This is a genomic window from Ornithinibacillus bavariensis (genome assembly GCF_018333235.1).
GTDB classification, from domain to species: Bacteria; Bacillota; Bacilli; order Bacillales; family Amphibacillaceae; genus Ornithinibacillus; species Ornithinibacillus bavariensis.
On sequence record NZ_BORP01000001.1, the window covers coordinates 133,622 to 156,395 of the forward strand.

At 34.7% G+C, this 22,774-nt stretch carries 20 protein-coding genes; 16 read left to right on the plus strand and 4 right to left on the minus strand.

The features are described from left to right. The first annotated feature begins 266 nt into the window (after positions 1 to 266). Together KI338_RS00665 and KI338_RS00670 are read left to right on the plus strand one after the other, a co-directional pair. On the plus strand, positions 267 to 2,168 hold the full coding sequence (locus KI338_RS00665) for an endonuclease MutS2 (RefSeq protein ID WP_212919056.1): 1,902 nt from the start codon (positions 267 to 269) through the stop codon (positions 2,166 to 2,168). 783 nt (positions 2,169 to 2,951) lie between these two features. After that, positions 2,952 to 3,290, plus strand: a complete 339-nt coding sequence (locus KI338_RS00670) for a hypothetical protein (protein ID WP_212919057.1) — start codon at positions 2,952 to 2,954, stop codon at positions 3,288 to 3,290. A gap of 407 nt (positions 3,291 to 3,697) precedes the next feature. Here KI338_RS00670 and KI338_RS00675 read toward each other — a convergent pair whose 3' ends face one another. Beyond that, a complete protein-coding gene (locus KI338_RS00675; RefSeq protein WP_212919058.1) occupies positions 3,698 to 4,015 on the minus strand; it encodes a PH domain-containing protein in 318 nt (105 codons plus the stop codon). A gap of 311 nt (positions 4,016 to 4,326) precedes the next feature. Next, positions 4,327 to 4,545: a glycocin F family RiPP peptide gene (gene gccF / locus KI338_RS00680; protein ID WP_212919059.1), complete on the minus strand. Its 219-nt coding sequence runs from the start codon at positions 4,543 to 4,545 to the stop codon at positions 4,327 to 4,329. Between the two features lie 349 nt (positions 4,546 to 4,894). Between gccF and KI338_RS00685 the strand changes: the two genes are divergently transcribed. From KI338_RS00685 to KI338_RS00745, 13 genes are all read left to right on the plus strand, one after another. Next, entirely contained in the window at positions 4,895 to 6,187 is a 1,293-nt protein-coding gene (locus KI338_RS00685) for a glycosyltransferase (RefSeq protein WP_212919060.1), read from the plus strand. Next, on the plus strand, positions 6,156 to 8,288 hold the full coding sequence (locus KI338_RS00690) for a peptidase domain-containing ABC transporter (RefSeq protein ID WP_212919061.1): 2,133 nt from the start codon (positions 6,156 to 6,158) through the stop codon (positions 8,286 to 8,288). The genes KI338_RS00685 and KI338_RS00690 overlap by 32 nt, the downstream gene beginning before the upstream one ends. A 13-nt stretch (positions 8,289 to 8,301) precedes the next feature. Next, positions 8,302 to 8,727: a thioredoxin family protein gene (locus KI338_RS00695; RefSeq protein ID WP_212919062.1), complete on the plus strand. Its 426-nt coding sequence runs from the start codon at positions 8,302 to 8,304 to the stop codon at positions 8,725 to 8,727. 140 nt (positions 8,728 to 8,867) lie between these two features. Then, positions 8,868 to 9,119, plus strand: a complete 252-nt coding sequence (locus KI338_RS00700) for a hypothetical protein (protein WP_212919063.1) — start codon at positions 8,868 to 8,870, stop codon at positions 9,117 to 9,119. A gap of 411 nt (positions 9,120 to 9,530) precedes the next feature. Beyond that, positions 9,531 to 10,646, plus strand: coding sequence for a sugar ABC transporter substrate-binding protein (locus KI338_RS00705; protein ID WP_212919064.1), 1,116 nt, complete (start codon positions 9,531 to 9,533; stop codon positions 10,644 to 10,646). A gap of 80 nt (positions 10,647 to 10,726) precedes the next feature. After that, positions 10,727 to 12,247 (plus strand): ATP-binding cassette domain-containing protein, encoded by a 1,521-nt coding sequence (locus KI338_RS00710; RefSeq protein ID WP_212919065.1) that lies wholly within the window; start codon positions 10,727 to 10,729, stop codon positions 12,245 to 12,247. Positions 12,248 to 12,259: 12 nt separating this feature from the next. Further along, complete coding sequence (locus KI338_RS00715) at positions 12,260 to 13,435, plus strand: sugar ABC transporter permease (RefSeq protein WP_212919066.1); 1,176 nt, start codon at positions 12,260 to 12,262, stop codon at positions 13,433 to 13,435. A 173-nt stretch (positions 13,436 to 13,608) separates the two neighbouring features. Continuing rightward, positions 13,609 to 14,586: a sugar ABC transporter substrate-binding protein gene (locus KI338_RS00720; RefSeq protein ID WP_212919067.1), complete on the plus strand. Its 978-nt coding sequence runs from the start codon at positions 13,609 to 13,611 to the stop codon at positions 14,584 to 14,586. Further along, a complete protein-coding gene (locus KI338_RS00725; protein ID WP_212919068.1) occupies positions 14,583 to 16,043 on the plus strand; it encodes a sensor histidine kinase in 1,461 nt (486 codons plus the stop codon). Before KI338_RS00720 ends, KI338_RS00725 begins: the two co-directional genes overlap by 4 nt. Next, positions 16,021 to 17,559: a response regulator gene (locus KI338_RS00730; RefSeq protein WP_212919069.1), complete on the plus strand. Its 1,539-nt coding sequence runs from the start codon at positions 16,021 to 16,023 to the stop codon at positions 17,557 to 17,559. The genes KI338_RS00725 and KI338_RS00730 overlap by 23 nt, the downstream gene beginning before the upstream one ends. Positions 17,560 to 17,589: 30 nt before the next feature. Continuing rightward, complete coding sequence (locus KI338_RS00735) at positions 17,590 to 18,669, plus strand: sugar ABC transporter substrate-binding protein (protein ID WP_373306322.1); 1,080 nt, start codon at positions 17,590 to 17,592, stop codon at positions 18,667 to 18,669. A gap of 139 nt (positions 18,670 to 18,808) precedes the next feature. Next, entirely contained in the window at positions 18,809 to 19,783 is a 975-nt protein-coding gene (locus tag KI338_RS00740) for a quinone oxidoreductase family protein (RefSeq protein ID WP_212919070.1), read from the plus strand. A gap of 172 nt (positions 19,784 to 19,955) precedes the next feature. Then, on the plus strand, positions 19,956 to 20,471 hold the full coding sequence (locus KI338_RS00745; RefSeq protein WP_212919071.1) for a YkvA family protein: 516 nt from the start codon (positions 19,956 to 19,958) through the stop codon (positions 20,469 to 20,471). A 51-nt stretch (positions 20,472 to 20,522) separates the two neighbouring features. Here the strand turns inward: KI338_RS00745 and KI338_RS00750 are convergent, their stop codons facing one another. Next, positions 20,523 to 20,831: a DUF3892 domain-containing protein gene (locus KI338_RS00750; RefSeq protein ID WP_212919072.1), complete on the minus strand. Its 309-nt coding sequence runs from the start codon at positions 20,829 to 20,831 to the stop codon at positions 20,523 to 20,525. Positions 20,832 to 20,862: 31 nt separating this feature from the next. Beyond that, complete coding sequence (locus KI338_RS00755) at positions 20,863 to 21,042, minus strand: gamma-type small acid-soluble spore protein (RefSeq protein ID WP_212919073.1); 180 nt, start codon at positions 21,040 to 21,042, stop codon at positions 20,863 to 20,865. 92 nt (positions 21,043 to 21,134) lie between these two features. Here KI338_RS00755 and KI338_RS00760 point away from each other — a divergent pair, with 92 nt between their 5' ends. Further along, positions 21,135 to 22,025: a DMT family transporter gene (locus KI338_RS00760; RefSeq protein WP_244853256.1), complete on the plus strand. Its 891-nt coding sequence runs from the start codon at positions 21,135 to 21,137 to the stop codon at positions 22,023 to 22,025. Positions 22,026 to 22,774 lie beyond the last annotated feature (749 nt).

A 22,774-nucleotide genomic window follows, 5' to 3' on the forward strand; every position in this document is an offset into this window, starting at 1 on the left:
TTCACTCCCTTTAATTTTGTCATGGATTTATTTCAATACCTATGAAGATACCTACAATACTTTATGAAGCGTGTAATGATGAAGAGTTAGCTATGTTTGATGGCTTATTTCATTGTATATGTCTATTACACATGCCTTTTAAATGTAAAGGAAGCTGCGGTATCCCCGCAGCTTTTTTATGCATATTTTTAAGTGTTTCATTGAAATCTAATCGGTCGGTATCTTCATGTATGATAATAAATTGATCATAGTGAGGAGCGTATAAAATGAATCAAACAACATATGAAAAGCTACAATATCACGAATTAAAACAAATTGTTAAATCGTATTGTGTAAGTGGATTGGGAAAACAATTGTTAGATGATCTAGAACCAAGTTCAGACATAGAGGTAGTAAAAAACCGTTTGAATGAAACAACGGAGGCACGGGCGATAATAGATGCTGAAGGCCATGTACCGTTTTTGGGAATATCTAATATTCAAAGCATTATTCAAAAACTCGAAAAAGGTCTGATGCTTGAGCCAAGTCAGTTGGTTAGTATATCGGACTTTTTAAGAGGATGTAGAAGAATTAAAAAGTTTATGTTAAATAAGGAATTCTTTGCCCCTGTGCTTGCTTCCTATGCGAATTCAATGACGGAATTTCTATCAGTGGAAGAAGAAATTAATTTTTCAATTAAAGGAAATAAAGTTGATTCAGGAGCAAGTAAAGAACTAAAGCGAATACGAAATAATATTGAATCCCTTGAAGCGAAAATTAAAGAACGATTAAACAAATTTATTAATAGTAGTGCCAACAAGAAATACATTCAAGAATTTTTTATTGCGAAGAAAGACGATCGGTATACGATTCCGATAAAAGCTTCTTATAAAAATCAGGTATCAGGGACAATCGTCGAAGTTTCTTCCAAAGGTTCCACAGTCTTTATTGAGCCAAACACAGTTACAAAATTACATGGAGAGCTTGCAACTCTAAAATCGGAAGAGGCCATAGAAGAATATCAAATAATAGCCACTTTAACAGGAATGATCTTAGAAAATCTTCACGCGATAAAGATAAATATCGAGCTTATTAGCCAATATGATATGGTATTTGCCAAAGCAAAATTCAGCAAACATATCGACGGAATAGAGCCCAAACTGAATGATTTTGGCTATATTAAATTAGTCCAATGCAAACATCCCTTATTAACAGGAGAGGTTGTGCCACTTGATTTTGAAATTGGGAAAGACTATCGTAGCTTGATTATTACAGGACCAAATGCTGGCGGGAAAACAATTGTACTGAAAACAATTGGATTAATAACATTGGCAGTAATGTCGGGTTTTCACATTATTGCAGACAAGGAAACCGAGATTGCCGTATTTGAGAATATCTTTGCGGATATAGGTGATAACCAGAGTATTGAAAATGCACTAAGCACATTTTCATCACATATGAAAAACATTTCAGAAATTATGAGGGTATCCAATAATAATACACTTTTATTATTTGATGAAATAGGAAGCGGTACGGAGCCAAATGAAGGTGCGGCACTTGCGATTTCGATTTTAGAAGAATTTTACCACATGGGATGTATAACTGTGGCGACGACTCATTATGGTGAAATAAAACGTTTTTCAGAGATACATCCTGATTTTATGAATGCTGCAATGAAATTTAATAGTGAAACATTGGAACCAATGTATAAGCTAATAATCGGAAAATCAGGAGAAAGTAATGCCCTTTGGATTTCTAGAAAAATGAATGTGCGAGAAAATGTATTACAGAGAGCAAAATATTATATGGAAAATAAAGAATATACGTTGGAGCCTGTAAACGAGTCTAAAATAAGGAAACCAAAGACTTCCAATGAGAAATCGAGTGTGAAGTATGAATATAAAAAAGGGGATCGTGTGAAATTATTAGATTATGACGATTACGGAATTGTATATGAAGAAATGAATAATTTCTATAATGTAATCGTATTTCATAATGGGGAATTTATCGAAGTAAATGTTAAGCGGCTTTCCTTAGACATACCGGCGGTAGATTTATACCCAGAAGGATATGATTTGGATACACTATTTATCGAACATCATACGCGAAAAATGCAGCATGATATCGAGCGTGGTTCAAAAAAAGCACTACGCAAAATTCAAAAAGAAATTAGAAAGAATAGAAGCTAAGACAAGAAGGATATAAAAAATAGGTTCGGGTCGCTCCGAAAAAATGGTTCAACGTCAAATGTTGGGGTGAAGTGAATTTTGCTTCACCCTTACCTAATGTGAACACCAATTTTTTATACTTATGTGTTAATAATATTTTCGCTTGAAAGCGTTCCGTTTCATTACTTTTATTAGATTGTTTATATACTCTAAAAATCCATATCCCCATTCTTTTCTTGTTCCTGGTCAATTAAGTATAAAGAATTGGTTGATATCGTGCACTTTTTTTATTCAAATTGTGTGATAACGACAACATTTGATATAGAACCATTATGTTAAACACAAAAATGCCGTCTGTCTTTATTAGACACACGACTCTTTTAAAAAATGTTCTTTTGTACATACGCACTTTTATAGAGACAATAATAATTACGCCCATCACATATGGCGTTAAACAATTTCATGTGAGTCTCCCTTGTAAGTGAAGGGATAACATTTTCTATCAAGTTGATGAACCTTTAAATATAAATTTCTATATTTATATCTTAATATATTTTCGGAAACACTATTGTTAATTCCTTAACGGACTTTTTTTTAATGATTGTGTATTAAAAACTTATTTTTATTGCAAAGTATCTGTAGAGTAAGAAGGATCGAATTTAATTTAATACAAATATTATAAAAGTATATATTGTGCATTTAGAATTGGTTATTTACCCCACCAAGGAGAAAGGTATTTTATACCTTTACTTGAATTGACTAAAAAATATGAATATAATTATTTAATAGAAGGAGGAATAAAAAATGAAGGCAGATGGATCGAATAATCACTTTGTTGCTGGTAATGCTGAAGAGTTACTTTCTGCATTAGAGAAAAAAGAGCCATATATATTAATTCCGAAGCATTTCAAGGAAGAATTCTTGAAAAATACGCAATTATCCTTAACTGAAAAAGAACAAATGGGGTTTGAATTAGGTTTTCGTGGTACAGCGAACTTATTATCCAGTCCCTTTTTTCATTTCATAAACTGGCTTAGCAAAGATAGTAAACAACAAAAAAGGATAGACAGTAAAATCCGTAAGTATACACTTAAAAATCAAGAGGACAGTCTTCTTCTGTATTTACGTCAATTAGATTATTAATCAATCGAATGGAATAATATAATAAAAAGAAACGCTATGAGCTCATTTGTAACTCTAATTGGTTGCTTAATATACTGTAAACACTTTTTCTAATAATAATTTTGTAACGGAAGGTTGGACGAAGTTGCTCTTTTTGATTTAGTTTTTTAACAAAAGTCCTCCCAGTCTACAGTGTAATTGGCTGAGGCGACATCCATCTGAGTGTTCAATGACAAAAACAGAGTACCTGTGTCGCCTCCTATTTCGCAGGAACAAAAAATAAATTCCGTTGCGTGTCTAAAAACAATTTCAAAACGATAATTGGGGTTTATCACAAGATTGGTTTGGATACCCTTCCTTGTCTTTAATTGCTGCTATAAAAGTTAAGAACATCTTGCTTATTTTTCATGTGCAACAAACGTAATATTCTAATGAATTAATTCATTCAGATTTTCAAAAAAGAATTGCCTATCTCCATGACTTGCCCATTTAATCTTCATTGATACACCGCTATTAAATGTAAAAAAAGAATAATCAATATCTACCCTTGATATTTCGCTATAATTATGAATTTCTACTTCTTCGTGGGCAAAAGGGTATTTTGTGTACCAAATAAGTCTTTTGTTAGTTGCAAGGAACTCCCCAAATTTATATTCTATGCCTGTTTTCTCTTTTACTTCAAAGGTCCCTGCTATCTTCGTCTTTATGTACTCACCAGGAAACAACACCGATTCAAGTTTTTTCATCGTAACTCACTCCCCTGCATCCTTTTTCACTAGAGCATAGTATCTCTTGCCATTATGTGACAACCTGATTCAGGACAGACGTAACTTCTAAGTCCATACTGAATACTGCCTACAAGGAGGGAAACACTAGTAATCTTTCTGTTTTAATAAGAAGATTCCTAAGAAAAAACGCTTTATAATAGCTAAAACAAAAAGGCTGTCATCAATAAGAATTCCAATTTTGTACTTTTTGATGCAGCCCTATAATATTTAATTACAATGGTGAATTAGGTTTAGTTAGCAAAAGAACTATTTACTATATTCACCCTGCATTATCGGCATACGCAAGTGCCGCAACCACCTCCACCACCTCCTCCACCAGCACCACATTGCTTAAATATCCAGCCACAAGTTCCACAGTCATATCCGGTGCTACACAAGGCCATATAGTAACTACACCATAGAGCACCTCCTGGATCCCATAACCCTTTTCCTTCTTTTGTATACGTATTAATTTCTTCTTCTGTCAATACAGTCTTTAGTTTTGACATACAATAAGCCTCCTCTTAATTATAATTTTAAAATTATTAACTCTATTTTAAATATTCACCATTGATGATATAATTATAACATCGAACAATAAAAATGTTAACAATTTTTGAACTATTTCTACTAATTATAATATGAGGAATGGGGGATGTATTTTTGTAAAGGAATTGAGAGAATAGGATAATTTGTCACATGCAGAAACATCATCAATATTATAGTGCAATCAATCTTTGTATTCGAAGTACAAAAGATCTGAAAGGGAGGTTCCAGTAAGTATCTTAGTTAAAATAGTAGATTACTATAATACAAGTTTAGATTTATATTTTGAAGAAATAAGGAGATATGAAGGGTATGCCAAAAAATACTAAGACAGCAAAAAAATTTTTTGAACACTTAAAGCTATACTCGCCTAACATAAGTGAAAATATTAGACATCTAGAATTAAACTCTTTTGACAACCTATTACTTAAAGAGCCAAGTCTATCAGTGATAATAATGTGTAAAGACGAACAAAGGTGTATAGCAAGATGTTTAAATGCAATAAAAAATAATATTGGAATTAATGATGAGGTTATTGTAATTGATACTGGATCAGCTGATGACACATTAAATATTCTAAACAATTTTAGTATGACCAATAAATACTCAATCATTGAAACAAGTTGGAATAATGATTTTGCTGAAATAAGGAATCTTGGAATATCTCAAGCTACAAAAGATTGGATAGTATTTATTGATGCTGATGAAACTATTGAAAAGGGGTCATTTGAGAATTTAAAATCTCATCTTTCTATTGTAGATACATTAAATACAACAGTAGTTTGTTGCCCCGCTATTGTTAATTCAGGCGGGCACGTTGTGCAAACTGTTAGAAGAATTATACCTAATAATGATTCCGTTTTTTACTTCGGAATGGTCCATGAAGAACCTCGACATATCAACAAGTCAGAATTAAATTTTTTAGCTTTTGATGATGTTATTTTACATCATGATGGGTATATGAAATCTGTATCCTCAGCTAAACAAAAACAAGAACGTAATACTTCCTTACTTTACACTATGATTGATAAAGAACCATTGAATCCTAAATGGTATTATCTACTTTGTAGGGATGGGAAAGGTGTACTAGAGGAAAATTTTTATAGAGACTCACTTTTAAAGGTAATAACATTATGTGGACAAGCCCCTTTTTACGAAGAATATAAATTAAGAGCACTAAGCGACTTAATAGCACATTATCTAAGTGCTGGAGATATTGAAAACGCAAAGTATTATTTAGAAGATCTAAAGAAATTGGCACCTAATATGACTGATACTTTATATTGGGATATATTCATCCAACTCATTATTTTTGAGTACGCATATCATCAATTTATACAACAAATTATAGATTATAAACAAACTAATAAAGGACTAGATTACGGTAGTTTAAATTCAAATGGGTTCCATCTTGATTATCTCTTGTCTCAACTTTTCTTTAATATAAGAGATTATAACAGCTGTTTTAACATTCTAAAAAAGCTAGAAGATGCACAATATGGAGAATATCAAGAAAATTATATGGAACTATATGATGCATTACAAAAATATTTACTACAAATTGGAGAGGAAAATGAAAAAAAAATATTTCACAAAACAACTTGAAGAAAACGATTGTGGGCCTGCAGCCGTATCTATGCTCATTAAATATTCATGGGATATAGAAATGACACTATCTCAATTAAAAGTAATATTGTCTACTAACAAAAATGGTACTACTTTTTTAGGAATAAAACGTGGTCTCCAAAAACTGGGGGTGGAAACAAATGTATCAAAATGTGTTTCCTCTAAAGAAACGTTTCAAGAATTAAAATATCCATGTATTACCCAAATCAAAGGAAGCAATAACCATTTTATAACCCTATTTAAGGCTACTAAAAATCATGTTTATATAGGAGATCCTTCAAAAAATCAGATAAAGAGGATGAAAATAAATAGATTTTTGTCTAACTGGGTTCCATTTGTACTTGAAGTTGAAAAGTTGATTGATAGCCAAAAACTAACATCATACTCAATTACTGAAACCAAACAAAGCAACACTATTATTAAGAGTTTATTTACAATTAAAAAATATATTATAACATCCTGGATATTGTCGGGTATTGTATATTTACTCACTATTTACCTAGCTGGAATGTTCTCTACGTATTTTGATTTAATTATACCAAATGAAGCAGTTGGACTTATTGTTGGGGTCACAGTAATATATCTTTTGGCTGTAACTATTCAGTTTTTTTTAAAATACATTAATTCTGTAATCAATGTAAAAACAAATAATTCCATAGACAAAAACTTAGTAGAAAAGTTAGTTTCAAAATACTTTGCACAGGATTATACATTCACGGAACAATTTGAAAGCGGAGAATTAATAACTAGATTTAGTAATATTAGTGACATAAGAACTAGATATTTATTTTTTATACAAACCTTACCCTTGGACACTTTAGCAATAATTGTTACTTTTATTATTTTATTTAGAATGAATGTATATTTATCCTTGCTAACCTTTATCCCTATAATTACTTTCTTTTTACTACTATTTTTCTCAAGGGAACGATATGAAAATCTGAGCTATAACTTATTTGAAAAACAAGAGTACCTTAACACGGAACTTATAGAAACGGTGGATAACACTGAAAGTATTAAAAATTATAACATTACCAACCAAATGAAAGATAAGGTAATCAAAAGATTGGATGAAGTATACGCTATAAGAGAAAAATTTATATCATTCGATAATTTTCAAAACCTAATCAAGGTGTCTGTGGTGAATTTTTTTAATGTCTGTTTTTTTGCTTTTGGTTCCTATTTAGTTATAAATGATGATTTATCCTCTGGTATGTTATTAATGTTCAACTCCTTGGTTTCTAATGTTTTCAACCCTTTTGTTAATTTAACCACTTTACAAGCAACGTTAGAACAAGGAAGAGTAGCTACTCTTAGATATGAAGATATAGTTAATTCTGTACAAAAAAAACCTGATCAAGGAATTGAAATAGAAAATAAAATAGAGAAAATAGTAATTCAAAATTTATATTTTTCTTTTACCCCCAATAATTATGTGTTAAACAACCTAAATATTGAAGTTAAGCAAGGTGAAAAAATCGCACTAATTGGAGGAAGTGGTTCAGGTAAATCAACAATAGCAAAATTACTAGCAGGCTATTACGAACCAGAAAAGGGAGATATTTTATTTAATGATATAAGTATTAGTAATATAAACCAAGCGTCTTTATTAAAGAAGGTCTTGTATATTCCTCAAGACATTCAAATATTTAATGATACAATTCTAAACAATATATTACTTCATAGAGATATAGATTTTGAGGTTGTCAAAGAGGTATCAAGATTAGTAGGATTCGAAGAGGTAGTTAATTCTATGCCAGAAGGTTATAACACAGTAATTGGATCTAAAGGTGTTCAGTTATCAATGGGACAACAACAAATGTTAAATATAACTCGCTATATACTATCTTCGCCTGATGTTTTAATTTTAGATGAAATAACTAATGGTTTAGATTTTGTAAAAAGGAATCAAATAAAACAATTATTACGTGAGGCTCCAATGATTGTTATTTTTATAACCCATGACCTAGATTTAGCAACAGCGTGTGATAAAATTTACGCCTTAAATAATGGAAAAACTTCCACCATCAATCCCCAAGAGGATGGAGATATTAAACAAAAACTTATTAATTCTTTTTGAATGGAGTGATTTTGTGAAGAAACTTATAGTATTTGTTTCTGCAGTGGTAACTATGGTAATTATTGGATACATTTCTGTTAGTAATTTAGTGGGAAGTGAACCGGCTTTATATAAAAAAGTATCCTCAGATCAAATAAAGAAAATGAAGGAAGAACAGGAAACTTTTATTGCTTATTTCTATCAAGAAAACTGCGCTCCATGCAAACAAGTAAACCCAATTATAAATGATTACATTCAGACAACAGGAAAGGATATTTTTGCAGTAGACATAAATGCAGACAAAAATAAAAACCTACTAATGGAGGGGTTCAATATTGAAGGCACTCCGACAGTTATTTTTATTAGTTCAGGAAAGGAAGAAAATAGATTTTTATCAATATTTGGTAAAGACGAATTTAAAAATACAGCTGATCTGATTTATGGGGACAGTGATATTTGAGAAACGAAACCCAGTTCTTTAATTTGTAAATACAGAAGGTTTAGGGGGGGCATTCTCATATGGGAATGCTCCTTTTTGATAAATCCTATCATTTCCTTTTATCAGTAAAAAAGGTGAATTTTTTCCTTGCGTAAAAAATAATGTCACAGCTCTGCTTGTCTTTAAATGATTTTGACACAGAAAGTTATGAGATATTTACAAAAGGCAATCAAGAAATCGATTTTATTCTTGAATACCCAGCAGATATTGTAGATACTCTTAACCAGTTACAAAGTGATGCAGTTATTGCCGAAAAAACATCAGATTATAACACAAGTATCAGATTACTTTTACTAAAAAAACTGACAGAGGCTGATGGGGTAAAGATTAAAGAAAATATTTTCTGGTTTTAATTTAATAATTGAGATATTGTGAAATAACCACTATGACACTGAAGAGTCAAATAATACATACATTGAATAAAGCGTTGCCTCAATAAGTATAAGCTAGAGCTTTTGCTTATTGAGTTTTTTTATTTATACACAAGAGTAAAAAATAAATCAAACTGTTTAATGAATATATCCTCTTTTATAATCGATGACCGAATAAAGGATAGAGTCCTCAAATATCTAAATTTTTTTCATTGCATTTATGAACTTTCCATTATTCTAACGTTAGATCTTCCAGTTTTTCCTAATCCCACCTTAAAAAATTACAGACAATACTAAAAAATTACCACATGTTAACGCTTTCAACCCAAGCATATCTCGATATAATGTGACTTGTAGACAAAAAGAACTACAAAAGAAGGGGAGAAGGAAAGCATGAAAAAGAATTTGAAAGCGCTAACTATTGGGCTTATGGCTTTAATGTTAATGGTAGTTCTTGCTGCATGTGGCAGTGAGAGTGGTGGTAAAGGTGGCAAAATTAGTGTAGGTATTGTCCTTCCTACAAAAGACGAGCCTAGATGGGTTCAAGATGAAGAGAGATTTAAGGCTGCTTTGAAGGATTCTGAGTACACAACGGAAATCTTATTTAGCCAAGGTTCTTCCGCAAAGGAAAAGGAAAACGTTGAGACGTTAATTAGTAAAGGTATTGAAGTTCTAATTATTGCTCCACATGATGGGGCTGCAGCAGGTGCTGCCGTAGAAGAAGCGAAAAAAGAAGGAATAACTGTTATCTCTTATGACCGCTTAATTACTGACACAGATGCAATTGATTATTATGTAACATTTGATAGTGTTGCTGTTGGAAAGGCACAAGGTCAATACTTAATCGATAACGCTAGTGGTTCAGGGGTTCCGCTTTATCTGTATGCTGGTGCATCCTCTGATAACAATGCATTCTTATTCTTTGAGGGAGCATGGAGTGTACTTCAGCCGAAGATTGCTGATGGTACCTTTGTCATTGCAAACTCTAGTGAGGCAGAAGCATTAAAGGATAAAGCAGAATTAACTCGTGATGAAATGAGTGCCATTCTTGGACAGGTTACAACGAATTGGGATCCAAACGAATCGAAGAACAAAGCTGAAACACATTTAACAGCAGTGGGTGACGACTTAAAGGGTGATGTTGCAATTCTTGCACCAAATGATGGAACAGCTCGTGCAATTGCCGACGTATTTGGTTCTGATCCGGCGATTACTAGTTATGTTGTAACAGGACAGGATGCAGAGAAGGCATCTATTCAATATATTATCGATGGCAAGCAAACAATGACAGTGTTCAAGGATGTACGTACATTAGTAAGTGATGCGATGAAGATGGCAATTGAAGTTCTAGAAGGTAATACACCTGAAACAACTGGTTCTTACAATAATGGTTCAGTGGATGTTAAAGCAAAACAAACAGACGTTATTGTGGTAAATAAAGAAAATGTAAAAGCAGAACTCATTGATTCTGGTTATTACGAAGCAAGCGAATTTACAGGATTAGAATAAGGGATACAAGCGTGAAATAGTAATAGGAAATCCTATTACTATTTCACCATTCTAACTTGTTTTGTCAAAGGGTGGGAACGATGAGTGAATACATTTTGGAAATGGATCAAATAACGAAGCAATTTACCGGCGTTAAAGCACTGAACAATGTTAACTTTAAAGTGAAAAAGGGAGAAATTCATTGTTTAGTTGGTGAAAACGGTGCAGGTAAATCGACGTTAATGAAGGTATTAAGTGGAGTCTATCCCTATGGAACGTACGATGGGAACATTATCTATGAAGGAGAAGTTCAAAAATTCTCTAAGATCAATGATAGTGTAAATGCAGGAATCGCGATAATTTATCAAGAGCTAGCATTATTTCCTGACCTTTCCGTATATGAAAATCTATTCGTTGGTAATGAAGTACAGCATCGAGGAATTGTAGATTGGAACCAAACGATTGTAGAATCGAAGAAAATGCTTGAGAAGGTTAATCTGCGGGTTAATCCTGAAACACTTGTAAAGGACCTTGGAGTTGGTAAACAGCAATTAATCGAGATTGCAAAGGCACTTAGCAAGGATGTTAAGCTATTAATTTTGGATGAACCGACAGCGGCATTGAATGAAGATGATAGTGAAAATTTACTAGCGCTTTTAAAGGAGATTAAGAAGCAAGGAATTACGAGTATCATGATTTCTCACAAACTAAAGGAAGTTATTGCGATTGCTGATAGTGTTACGGTTCTTCGCGATGGGAATACCATTTGCACATTAGATGCTGCAAAGGGAGAAATTAACGAAAACATTATTATCAAGCACATGGTTGGGCGTGAAATTACTGACATTTATCCAAAGCGTGAGAAGAAGGCTTTTGGTGATACCATACTCGAGGTTAATAATTGGTCTGCTTATGATTCTCAATTAGGTAAGCAAATTCTAAGGGATGTTCATTTTCGCGTAAGACAAGGTGAGATAGTAGGTATCGCAGGGTTAATGGGTGCAGGACGAACAGAGCTTGCTCAGAGTATTTTTGGTAACCCTAAGTCCTATAAATTGAAGGGCGACTTAAAAGTAGACGGGAAAACGAGAAGCTTCAAACATACGAGTGATGCAATAAAAGCTGGAATTGCTTATGTAACAGAGGATCGTAAGGGTGATGGGTTATTTTTAACACAGGATATTTTAAAGAATATTTCAGTTGCTAATCTACATGAAATTTCCACAAGTGGTGTTATTAATGAAAATGAAGAGATTAAAGTTGCAGAAGCATATAAAAAGGATCTAACGATTAAAGCTTCTTCGATTGAACAATTAGTTGGAAACTTGAGTGGTGGTAATCAGCAAAAGGTTTCCCTTGGGAAATGGTTATTTGTAAAACCAAAGCTACTCATCTTAGATGAGCCAACAAGAGGAATTGATGTAGGAGCGAAATTTGAAATCTATACGATTATGAATAGTCTAATTGAAGAAGGCATGAGCATCATTATGATTTCCTCTGAGCTTGGAGAAGTTTTAGGGATGAGTGATCGAATTTATGTTATGGCTGATGGTGAGATAAAAGGTGAGTTATCAAGTGAAGAGGCAAGTCAAGAAAAAATTATGCAACTTGCTACGCAATAGGGAGTGGGGTCTATGGGTTTTATAACAGAATTAAAAGAGTTACTGAAGAATAATGTTCGTGACTACGGTATGTATATTGCCTTATTCGTTATCATGCTGACATTCACGATATTAACGGATGGTCTTTTTATGTCATCAAGAAATATAAGTAATCTGCTAGATTCTGCAGGGTATATTGCGGTCCTAGCGGTAGGGGTAATGATAGTTATCGTGATTCGTCACATAGACTTATCAATTGGGTTCCTAGCTGGTTTTCTTGGTGCCATATCTGCAATTCTACTGATGAAGGTTGGATTACCAGTATATGTGGTCATACCAATTATTCTATTAATCGGGTTACTAATTGGGTTAACAACTGGAACTTTAGTAGCAAAAGTAGGAATTCCTTCATTTGTTGCAACACTTGCTGGATGGCTGATTTTTAGAGGTGCGTTACTACGTGTTACAGAAGGGTCAGGTACAATCATCATTCAAAATGATGCATTTAATGCTATTGGGAATGGATATATTCCCTCAATTACGCAAATTGGTGGATTACATTTACTATCCTTGCTAGTAGGTGTACTAGGGATTATCTTATATATTTATGGTGCTCTGTCCAAGCGTAGAAAAATGCTGAGATATAATTTTGAGGTAGTATCTACACCAATCTTTATTTTACAATTGGTTTTTGTGTCAGCAATTATTGGTTATATCACTTGGATTCTTGCCGGTCATCATGGATTATCCTGGACAATCGTTATTATCCTTCTTGTTGTATTAATCTATCATTTCATCACGACGAAAACCGTTATCGGTAGACATATTTATGCTGTAGGAAGTAACCCAGAGGCTGCACATCTAAGTGGAATTAATGTCGGCAGGATTACATTACTCGTATTTGGTTCAATGGGACTGTTATCTGCATTATCTGGAATCCTGTTTACATCTCGTTTACAGTCAGCAACAACTACTGCAGGTACGTTATTTGAGTTAGATGCAATTGCGGCAGCGTATGTTGGTGGTGTTTCCTCTGCCGGTGGAGTCGGAAAAGTAACTGGAGCAATTGTTGGTGCAGTTGTTATGGCGTCACTGACGAATGGTATGAACTTGCTTGGGGTCGGGATTTCTTATCAATACATGATTCGTGGTGGTGTATTAGCACTAGCTGTTATCTTTGATGTCATGACTAGAAAACGAGGAAAATAGAATACTAGTTCTATGAAAAAAGAAGAGCTAATTATAGCTTCTTCTTTTTTGGTATAGTTCTGAATTTTTGCAGTATGGAAGATGTACGGTTTGATGGTATGATAATAGTTAGAAAAAATGAAGCTTCATTCAGTTGATAGCTTGCCTGAAAAGTAGGAAGGGGATAAAACTTCTTGAGAAAATTAAGCATTTTTTTGTTAATCATTCTATTTATCATTCTATGTTATTTTACCTCCGTATCTGCTTTAAGTGTCTTTCAATCCGATTGGGAGCTTCCTGAGGCAATTGATCAACAGCAATCCGAATATCGTCTTGTTTTGATTACGCAGGATATTGATACACCTTTTTGGGATGCTGTTGGCAGAGCTGCGTTGGATGAGGCAAAAAAGCTTGGTGTAAGCCTTGAGATATGGGGGAATTACGGTAGTCACCGAGAGGATTTCTTAACTAATTTGGAGGTTGCTATTCAGTCCAAGGTGGATGGAATTATTGTACAAGGGTTAGACTCTAAGGAGTTTAAAGAGCTGACTAAGGTGAAGGCATCGTTTTATGGTATTCCAATTATCACGATTGCTAATGATGTTCCCATGGCTGAGAGCTTGAGAAGAACTTATGTGGGCTCTGACCAATATAAGGCGGGGCGAATGATTGCCGAACAGCTCATCACCGATATGGGAACAGCTGGCAAGGTAGTAATTATGTTCAACGATGAATTGGAGTATTACCAAGAACAGCGTTTAGCTGGAATGGAGGATTTATTAAAGCAATATCCTAATATCCTCATTGAGCATGCGAAAACTTCGAATAAACGGGATGAAGTAATCACTTCTACACAAGATATTTTAAATAAAGTGACTGATGCGGATGCATTTATTGCAGTAAATGCAAATACTATCGGGGCTATGGTTCAAGAAATAGGTAAGCGTTATCAAGTATCTCCCTTTTATATTTATACATTTGATGATGGACCAGAAGCCATTCCGTTACTGGAAAAGCGAATGATTGATGGTGTTTTAAGACAATCCCCTGAAATCATGGGAAGAAAAAGTGTGGAGTTAATGACAGATTGGCTTAAGGGAGAGACTATTCCACTTGACTCTGATGGCTATTTAACTGAAATTCATATAATGAAGGCGACTGATGCACCATGAACAAAATTCAGAACAAAATATGGACTGTATCAACTATTGTCCTAGTCATTATGTCAGCGATATGGATTACACTTACTTATTATCATAATAAATCATTAAATCAATACAATGACATTCTTCAACGATATTTAAGTATGAATGAAGTAACAGATGCGAGCCAACAGGTTATTAATGATTTAAACGATTATATGCTACACCCATCGTTAGATAATTTAGAGCAAATTGAACTTAGTAAGCGAGAAGTACAGCAAGCAAAAAATAATGTAAATCATCTTCGAAATGAAATAAATGATTTTACGTTAACCAATTATATACATTTAATTGACAGTTTCATTGAGACAACGAATCGTTTCATTATCTTTTATGAGGAAAATGAGGTAGAGGAGTCTGCGAGAGAATTTGCAGAAGCGACGAGTATTTCGAATCATATTTCAGATATGACTCTGACCTTAATTGATAAGGAATTAGAAACATATGATCAATTCTATCTTGGAATTATGGAACAATCACGGGATTTAAGGGAACTAGGAATCTGGCTATTAATATTAATCGCTTTTTCATTACTTGTGTTTTCCTACTTGTTTTCACGGAGCATCACAAAGCCGGTCCTACAGTTAACCAAGGCAGCAAATGAGCTTTCCAAAGGGAGATTTGATGTACAAGTAAAAATCGATACAAAAGATGAAATCGCTTTTCTGGCGAATACATTTGATCATATGCGCAAAAACATTAATAAGCTATTTCAGGAAACAAAACAGAAAGCTAAGCTTGAGCAGGAATTGCAGCATAATAGAATATTATTACAAGAAAGCCAGTTTCGTAGTTTGCAAAGCCAAATTAACCCTCACTTTTTATTTAATACATTGAATACGTTATCCAAAAAGGCGTATCTAGAAGGGTCACACGAAACAAGTGATTTACTTGTTAATGTTGCTGGGCTACTTCGATACAATCTAAAGCAAATGGATCGAACTGTTCCACTTGAAGAAGAGGTTATCGTTTTAAAGCAGTATATGGAAATTCAAAAAGCAAGATTAACAGATAGACTTCATTTTCACCTTGTCGTAGATAAAGAATGTCTAGCTGTTCCCATTCCGACACTTATTCTGCAACCACTAATTGAGAACGCTGTCATCCATGGTATAGAGCCAAAGGAGGAAGGCGGTGCAATTTGGGTTCGAATTAAGGATTATAGAGAACAGGTGAAAATCGAGATTGAGGACAATGGTATGGGGATGGAAGCGGAAAAAATGGAACAATTACTTAATAGTAAGTTGAAGTCAGGTGACAGCACATCCACAGGGATTGGATTTCGTAATGTGGTGGAACGACTACGGCTATACTATGGGTTCGATGAGGTCATTAAGATGGAAAGTATAGTAGGAAGTTTTACAAAAATAGTTCTACATATACCGAAGCAAAATGGGGGAAGTAATGATGCGGGTACTAATCGTTGATGATGAGCATGTAGAGCGAGAAGGGATGAGGGCGATTTTAAGTCGTTCATTTCCAAGTCTATCAATTATCGAAGCAAGAAATGGAAAAATGGCCATTGATGTAGCGAGAGAGAGGAAACCTGATCTCATTTTAATGGATATTAAGATGCCAGGAATGAGTGGGCTTGAGGCGATGGAACAGATTAGGGAAGACAATCCCGATACGAAATTTATCATGGTCACGGCATATGATACGTTTGAGTATATGCGCCAAGCGATTAAACTTGGGGCAACAGACTATCTACTTAAACCGAGCAAGATAAACGATATTATTGACATTGTCGGTAAGGTACTCAAGCAAATTATGCTAGAACAAAAATCCCGTATCTCTACGAAACGCCAGCAACATATTTTCCAAAAAACGATGTCCGTAATCGAAACAGATGTAGTTACACAGCTATTATTTGATCATGTTCATGAAGTCCACCTTGATATGTTAGTAGAAATTTTAGGTATTGAAACAAAAGCTGAAATGTTTGTGATAAATATTCATCTCCCAGCAGGTTCCGAGGATAATTATTCGAAAATTAAAGAGGTAGTTAGGCAGACAGGTTATAGCTTAGTGGGAGCTTTACATAGCAATCAGCTTCCCATTATTGTCTTCCGTACTAATGGGATATCCTATCGTTCTCAAGCTACTTCGCTTGCTCGTGAGATTCTCTCCGTTAGAGAGAATCCAAATGAAGAAGGGTGGTTTATTGGCATTGGAAAAGTTTACCCATCCCTTGATGATGTCCGAAAGTCCTATCAAGAGGCATTAATATCATGCTTGGATATAACAACACCTGTAAAATATAAATTTTATCCAGATATTCCTGGAGATAATTACGAGTCCAATGACCAAGTAAAATTACTGCAAAAAGAACTTCCTGATCTTATTAGGTTTGGTCAATGGGAACAAGTTCAAGTAAAGATAATAAACGTCATTCGCCTTTTTGAAAACAATGGCATTAACCCATTACAAGCTCAGCAAAGAATTTTAGAGGTATTGTGGACTGTATCAAAAGTTTTAAATGAATTAGGAATTGATTCCGACACACCTCTGTACTCGTATCGAACACTTGACTATAGACAGCTTCGGAGTGAAACAGTGTCCTTGCTAGGACAGATGAAACAATTACATACAGAGTATTATCAAAGACTTGAGGCGGATAATGTGGAACAGATTAAGCGATACATTATCGAGCACTCTCATGAGGATATATCACTTGAGGCATTAGGGAAAAGGATGGGTTTAAGTCCTATCTATATTAGTAAAATTTTCAAAGAGAAAATAGGGGTTAACTATATTGATTTTTTGACAGAATGTCGTATAGAAAGGGCAAAGAAATTAATGGCAGATCCAAATCGCAGTATAAAAGAAATTGCTATCGAGGTTGGTTATCATGAACCAAATTATTTTAGTAAGGTTTTTAAGAAAATGGTTCGTATTTCGCCAAGCGATTATCAGAAAACTGTTCTGGGCAAGAAAGACTAATTGTGGATTGGTTAGAGGGAGGGGATTATCTTGAAACGATTTATTCCTCATTGTATGAAAATAATGTTGATAGTCTTATTCATTTTCTTGTTAATAGCTTGTGAAAAGGCTGAGCCAACAGAATCGGAAAGCTCCCCTGAACCTTCATTAGAACTCGAAGAAGAGGGAGCTGAATCTGGACCAATACACATTGGGTTTTCTATGGACACCTTAGAGGAAGAACGTTGGTTGAAGGATAGGGAGCTTTTTAAAAAGGAAGTAGAGGAATTAGGTGCCAAAATAGATATCATGGTGGCAAACGAAGATGTAGCGAAGCAAATCGCACAAGTTGAGACATTAATTCATAATGGGGTGGATGTATTAGTCATCGTTCCTTATAACACCGAGCCTGCTGCGGCAATCGTAGAGAAAGCCCATTTAGCTGGAATCAAGGTGATATCCTATGATCGGCTCATTAAAAATGCGAATGTTGATTTATATGTTTCTTTTGATAATGAAATGGTAGGAGAATTGCAAGCAAAGGCAATTACAAGCCTGGTTCCAACAGGAAAATATGTATATATTGGTGGGGCGATAACAGACAATAATGCCAATTTAATTAAAAAAGGTGTGTTTAAAGTACTGCAGCCTTACATACAAAATGGAGATATAACAGTTGTATATGACCAATGGACCGAGGACTGGAATCCAGATAATGCCTATAAAAACATGTTAGCGGCACTAGAGGCTAATCATAATAAGATAGACGCCGTTATTGCAGCTAATGATTCTACTGCAGAGGGAGCTATTAGAGCACTTAGAGAAAAGGGACTTGCAGGCAAGATACCAGTAGCCGGTCAAGATGCTGATCTTACAGCAGTTCAACGTATTGTTCAAGGTGAACAGGCAATGACTGTCTATAAGCCTATTAGCTCTTTAGCGAAAGAAACGGCAGATCTTGCCCTCAAGCTTGCAGATGGAGAAACAATTAAAACGAATAGAAAGATTAATAACGGAAAAATTGAAGTCCCATCTATCTTGCTTTCTCCGATTGAAGTTAACAAGGATAATATTGATGATACAATTATAGCGGATGGGTTTCATTCGAGGGAAGATGTTTATGGAGAGTGATGGGGAGAGAAATTACTTCTTTCATCTGGATTTATACAATTTTTTGTATGAAAAGCCAATAACTTGCTGAATTAATGGCGAAAACTATTTTGCTATAATAGATTTTTAATATAGTAAAGCATGTTTGGAGGGGGTTGTTTTGAAGGCAGTTGTATTAGAAGCGTTCGGTGGTCCAGAGGTATTACAATATCTAGAAATTCCAATGCCTGAACCTAATGCAGGGGAAGTTTTAATAAAAACGTGGAAGACTAGTGTTAACTTTGCTGATATTAAGAATAGGAATGGGAAAAAATCTAAAGGGAATTTTCCACTGATATTAGGCATCGATTTGGTTGGTATAGTTGAAAAGGTTGGTCCAGATGTGAAAAATATAAAAAAGGGCCAAAGAGTGATTGCTTTCCCACATAGTGGCTCCTATGCAGAATTTGCCATTGCGAATGAACAGCTTGTTTTTCCTATTCCAGATAATATGGATACAGATATTGCTGCAGCAAGCCCTATAGTCAGTTTTCTCTCGTACATGCTTTTCCAAAATGTTGGAAGAATTTCTAAAGGGGAAACAGTACTAGTTCACTCAGCAGCAGGTGGTGTAGGTACTACAGCTATTCAAATTGCAAAACTTTTAGGTGCTAGTAAAGTTATAGGTACAGTTGGTAGTGAGGCAAGGAAAAAAACTGCCTTTGAAGCAGGTGCCGATGAGGTTTTTACCTATGAGGACTTTACTTCTAATGTATTAGACGTCACGAATGGCAATGGGGTGGATCTCATCCTTGATTCTGTTTCTGGTAAAGTGACAGAAAAGAGTATGGATTGTCTCGCAGAATATGGTCGGCTCGTCCATTTTGGGAATTCAAGTGGCGAACTGGGGACATTCAAAACAAATGAAATACATTCAAGCTGTCGCTCTGTTTTGGGATTCAGCCTTGGAAATACAAGAAAAAAGAGACCATATTTATTAAACGAGGTAGCAGATCAGGTTATTCGCTTTTTAGTAAGTGGTGAATTACATATTATAATTGGAGACGAGTTTCCATTGCACAAGGTTGCTGAAGCCCATAGGTTAATTGAGAATAGGCAACACTCCGGGAAAATTTTACTTAATGTTAGAGGATAAAAATGATAAAATAACCTTCACTCCTCAGGAAGTTGGTGAAGGCTATTTGTTTTTAGAAAATGCTATTAATCGGGACTAGTTTTGAGTTCATCACTTTACGGGGAGAATAGAAAAGATTATGATTTAGGTAAGACATCCTTATAAAATCTAAGCAACCCATGAGGTGATGCGAATGTTTGAGAAATTCAAGAAAAAGAAGTCAAATAGAGTTGAATTGGATCAGAACAATGAATTAAGCCCAGAACAAATAAAACTAGATGAAGTACAAATTGAGGAAATAGATATTGAATCTTTACAGTCGGAAGAAGAATTGGAAAAGCATGTAGAACATTATTCAGAAGAGAAACTATGGAAGAAAATCCAACGATTCGCAAAGAAAGCAGGAGCATCGGTAATCTATGTTGTATTGATACTATATTATACGTTGCAAAAGCCAGAGCTTCCTGTAAAAGTTAAAGCAACTATTTTAGGAGCATTAGGATATTTTATTTTGCCGATCGATATTATCCCAGATGTTGCTTTAGGTGCAGGCTTTGTGGATGACTTAGGAGTACTTACTGCTGCTTTACTCCAAGTTGCTGCTTATGTTGATGATGAAGTCAAAAGGAAAGCAAAAGAAAAACTACATGCTTGGTTTGGAGAAAAGGTAGATATTTCTGATATTGATATGAAATTAAATCCAAAATAAATTCGCGTTTGGATGGATATATAGGAGCAGCCAACTTAATGGTTGCTCCTTTTAAAATTCAGGTAATTGATCTAAGTTATTTTCCTTCATGCCATCTGGCTCACTGCGAATAATATCGCGTCCATACTTATGAAAGACATCGACATGTGCTAGGTTACCTAATCTGGCTTCTTCAAGTGCTGTCACGTAATCTAACTCTCGACCAGTATTCGTTTTAAAAGCAATGATATCTCCATCATCATTTTTTCTAACCGCTGTAATTTGTTCTTTATCGCTAATTTCCTGTTGGCTCTTATTTTCGTTTTGTTCACTTTGGTTTCGGTATTCATTATAAATTTTTTCAAAGTCCTTTTCTGCCATTGTTATTCATTCCTTTGTAAGATATCCGTGTTTATTTGCTTCTTATTTTCTCCGGATCTGTGTCACTATAGATGGATGTACCATGTCCACCTGTCGTTCTAGCTAGTAATTCCTTGACCTCGTTATAGGACAAACCCGAATTTGCATTTTTCCGTTTAACTTCATCGATATTAGTACCTGCTACAGTAAAGTTTCCATTCGATTTTTCCATAGAAAATATCCCCCTTGTCTTTTTCTTAGCATGTGCTAAATTTATTCTAATTATGAGATAATGGATGAACGAATATGGTAGGGGGAAATTACGTGAAAGCAAAAGCACTATTTATATTTGTTATGTTAATTTTTGGAAGTATTGGATTATTTGTAAAGAATATTGAGCTATCCTCAAGTGAACTTGCATTGTTTAGGGGAGCAATTGGGAGTGTTTTTTTGATTGTTGCCAGTTTGTTTCTTAAACAAAAGGTAAATTTTAATCAAATCTCTAAGAAAAATTTGATATTGCTCCTTTTTTCTGGGACAGCGATGGGCTTTAATTGGATTTTTCTTTTTGAAGCATATCGATATACAACCATCTCGAATGCCACGTTGAGCTATTATTTTGCTCCAATTTTTGTTATGGTTCTAGCTCCATTTCTACTAAAGGAAAGGTGGACAACTCTTAAAGCTATCAGTATCCTTCTTGCATTTACAGGTTTCTTTTTGATAGTTCAACCACAGGCACTTCCTTCTAACGTGGGATTTCATCACGGAGTAGGTATTGGATACGGACTTTTGGCGGCAGCCTTCTATGCAAGCGTCATATTATTAAATAAATTTATCCGAAATTTATCTGATTTTGAAACGACCATTATGCAGCTAACAATTGCCACTATTGTTTTGTTACCTTATGTACTATTCACAGAGGAAATGAATTACACAGGAATCAGTGGAGAAACCATATTGTTAATATTAGTTGTTGGGGTATTTCATACCGGGATAGCTTATTTATTATATTTTGCTGCTATAAAAAAGCTTAAAGGACAAACAATCGCTGTTTTTAGCTATATAGATCCTATATCAGCAGTCCTAATGGCTGCCATTGTTTTGCATGAAAACATGGGGTTAGTGCAAATTATTGGTGGAGTACTGATACTAGGATCAACATTATTGAGTGAACTAAAGCTGACTAAAGATAGTAGATTAATGAAGAGCTAAGTATGGGCTAATCGTAAACATAGTATAGGGAGAATTTCGTTGTGCCAGTCGGATTACATAGTTCTAATAGACACTGAAGTGGAAAAACGCTGGAGGGCAGTCTAAGAGAGCAGCACTAATGGACACTGAAGTGGGAAAACGCTGGAGGGCAGTCTAAGAGAGCAGCACTAATGGACACTGAAGTGGGAAAACGCTGGAGGGCAGTCTAAGAGAGCAGCACTAATGGACACTGAAGTGGGAAAACGCCTTAGACCAGTCTAAGAGAGCAGCACTAATGGACACAGAAGAGCAGAAACCGCGTAAAACTGTCTAATAGAACAGGTCTAATGGACACAAAAGAGCGGAAAAGCTGTAGACAGTCCAATAGAACCGCTCTAATGGACATAGAAGAGTAGAAACCGCGTAAAACTGTCTAATAGAACAAGTCTAATGGACACAAAAGAGCGGAAAAGCTGTAGACAGTCCAATAGAATCGCTCTAATGGACATAGAAGAGCAGAAACCGCGTAATACTGTCTAATAGAACAAGTCTAATGGACACAAAAGAGCAGAAACCGCGTAAAACAGTCCAATAGAACCGCTCTAATAGACACAAAAGAGCGGAAACCCCGTAAAACAGTCCAATAGAACCACCCTAATGGACACAAAAGAATAGAAACCCCGGAGAGCAGTCGAATAAACCAAGTGAACTTCAGTTTATTCGAATTGTCTTTTAGGAATAGTAAAGCTAAGAGGCTGACTCTTACCAAA

Excerpts from the sequence above, each read along its gene's own strand:
- KI338_RS00685 (WP_212919060.1), top strand. The coding sequence starts at position 4,895 with ATGCCAAAAAATACTAAGACAGCAAAAAAATTTTTTGAACACTTAAAG.
- KI338_RS00730 (WP_212919069.1), top strand. The coding sequence starts at position 16,021 with ATGATGCGGGTACTAATCGTTGATGATGAGCATGTAGAGCGAGAAGGG.
- KI338_RS00690 (WP_212919061.1), top strand. The coding sequence starts at position 6,156 with ATGAAAAAAAAATATTTCACAAAACAACTTGAAGAAAACGATTGTGGG.
- KI338_RS00670 (WP_212919057.1), top strand. The coding sequence starts at position 2,952 with ATGAAGGCAGATGGATCGAATAATCACTTTGTTGCTGGTAATGCTGAA.
- KI338_RS00705 (WP_212919064.1), top strand. The coding sequence starts at position 9,531 with ATGAAAAAGAATTTGAAAGCGCTAACTATTGGGCTTATGGCTTTAATG.
- KI338_RS00745 (WP_212919071.1), top strand. The coding sequence starts at position 19,956 with ATGTTTGAGAAATTCAAGAAAAAGAAGTCAAATAGAGTTGAATTGGAT.
- KI338_RS00710 (WP_212919065.1), top strand. The coding sequence starts at position 10,727 with ATGAGTGAATACATTTTGGAAATGGATCAAATAACGAAGCAATTTACC.
- KI338_RS00700 (WP_212919063.1), top strand. The coding sequence starts at position 8,868 with ATGTCACAGCTCTGCTTGTCTTTAAATGATTTTGACACAGAAAGTTAT.
- KI338_RS00675 (WP_212919058.1), bottom strand. The coding sequence starts at position 4,015 with ATGAAAAAACTTGAATCGGTGTTGTTTCCTGGTGAGTACATAAAGACG.
- KI338_RS00755 (WP_212919073.1), bottom strand. The coding sequence starts at position 21,042 with ATGGAAAAATCGAATGGAAACTTTACTGTAGCAGGTACTAATATCGAT.
- KI338_RS00715 (WP_212919066.1), top strand. The coding sequence starts at position 12,260 with ATGGGTTTTATAACAGAATTAAAAGAGTTACTGAAGAATAATGTTCGT.
- gccF (WP_212919059.1), bottom strand. The coding sequence starts at position 4,545 with ATGTCAAAACTAAAGACTGTATTGACAGAAGAAGAAATTAATACGTAT.
- KI338_RS00750 (WP_212919072.1), bottom strand. The coding sequence starts at position 20,831 with ATGGCAGAAAAGGACTTTGAAAAAATTTATAATGAATACCGAAACCAA.
- KI338_RS00725 (WP_212919068.1), top strand. The coding sequence starts at position 14,583 with ATGAACAAAATTCAGAACAAAATATGGACTGTATCAACTATTGTCCTA.
- KI338_RS00665 (WP_212919056.1), top strand. The coding sequence starts at position 267 with ATGAATCAAACAACATATGAAAAGCTACAATATCACGAATTAAAACAA.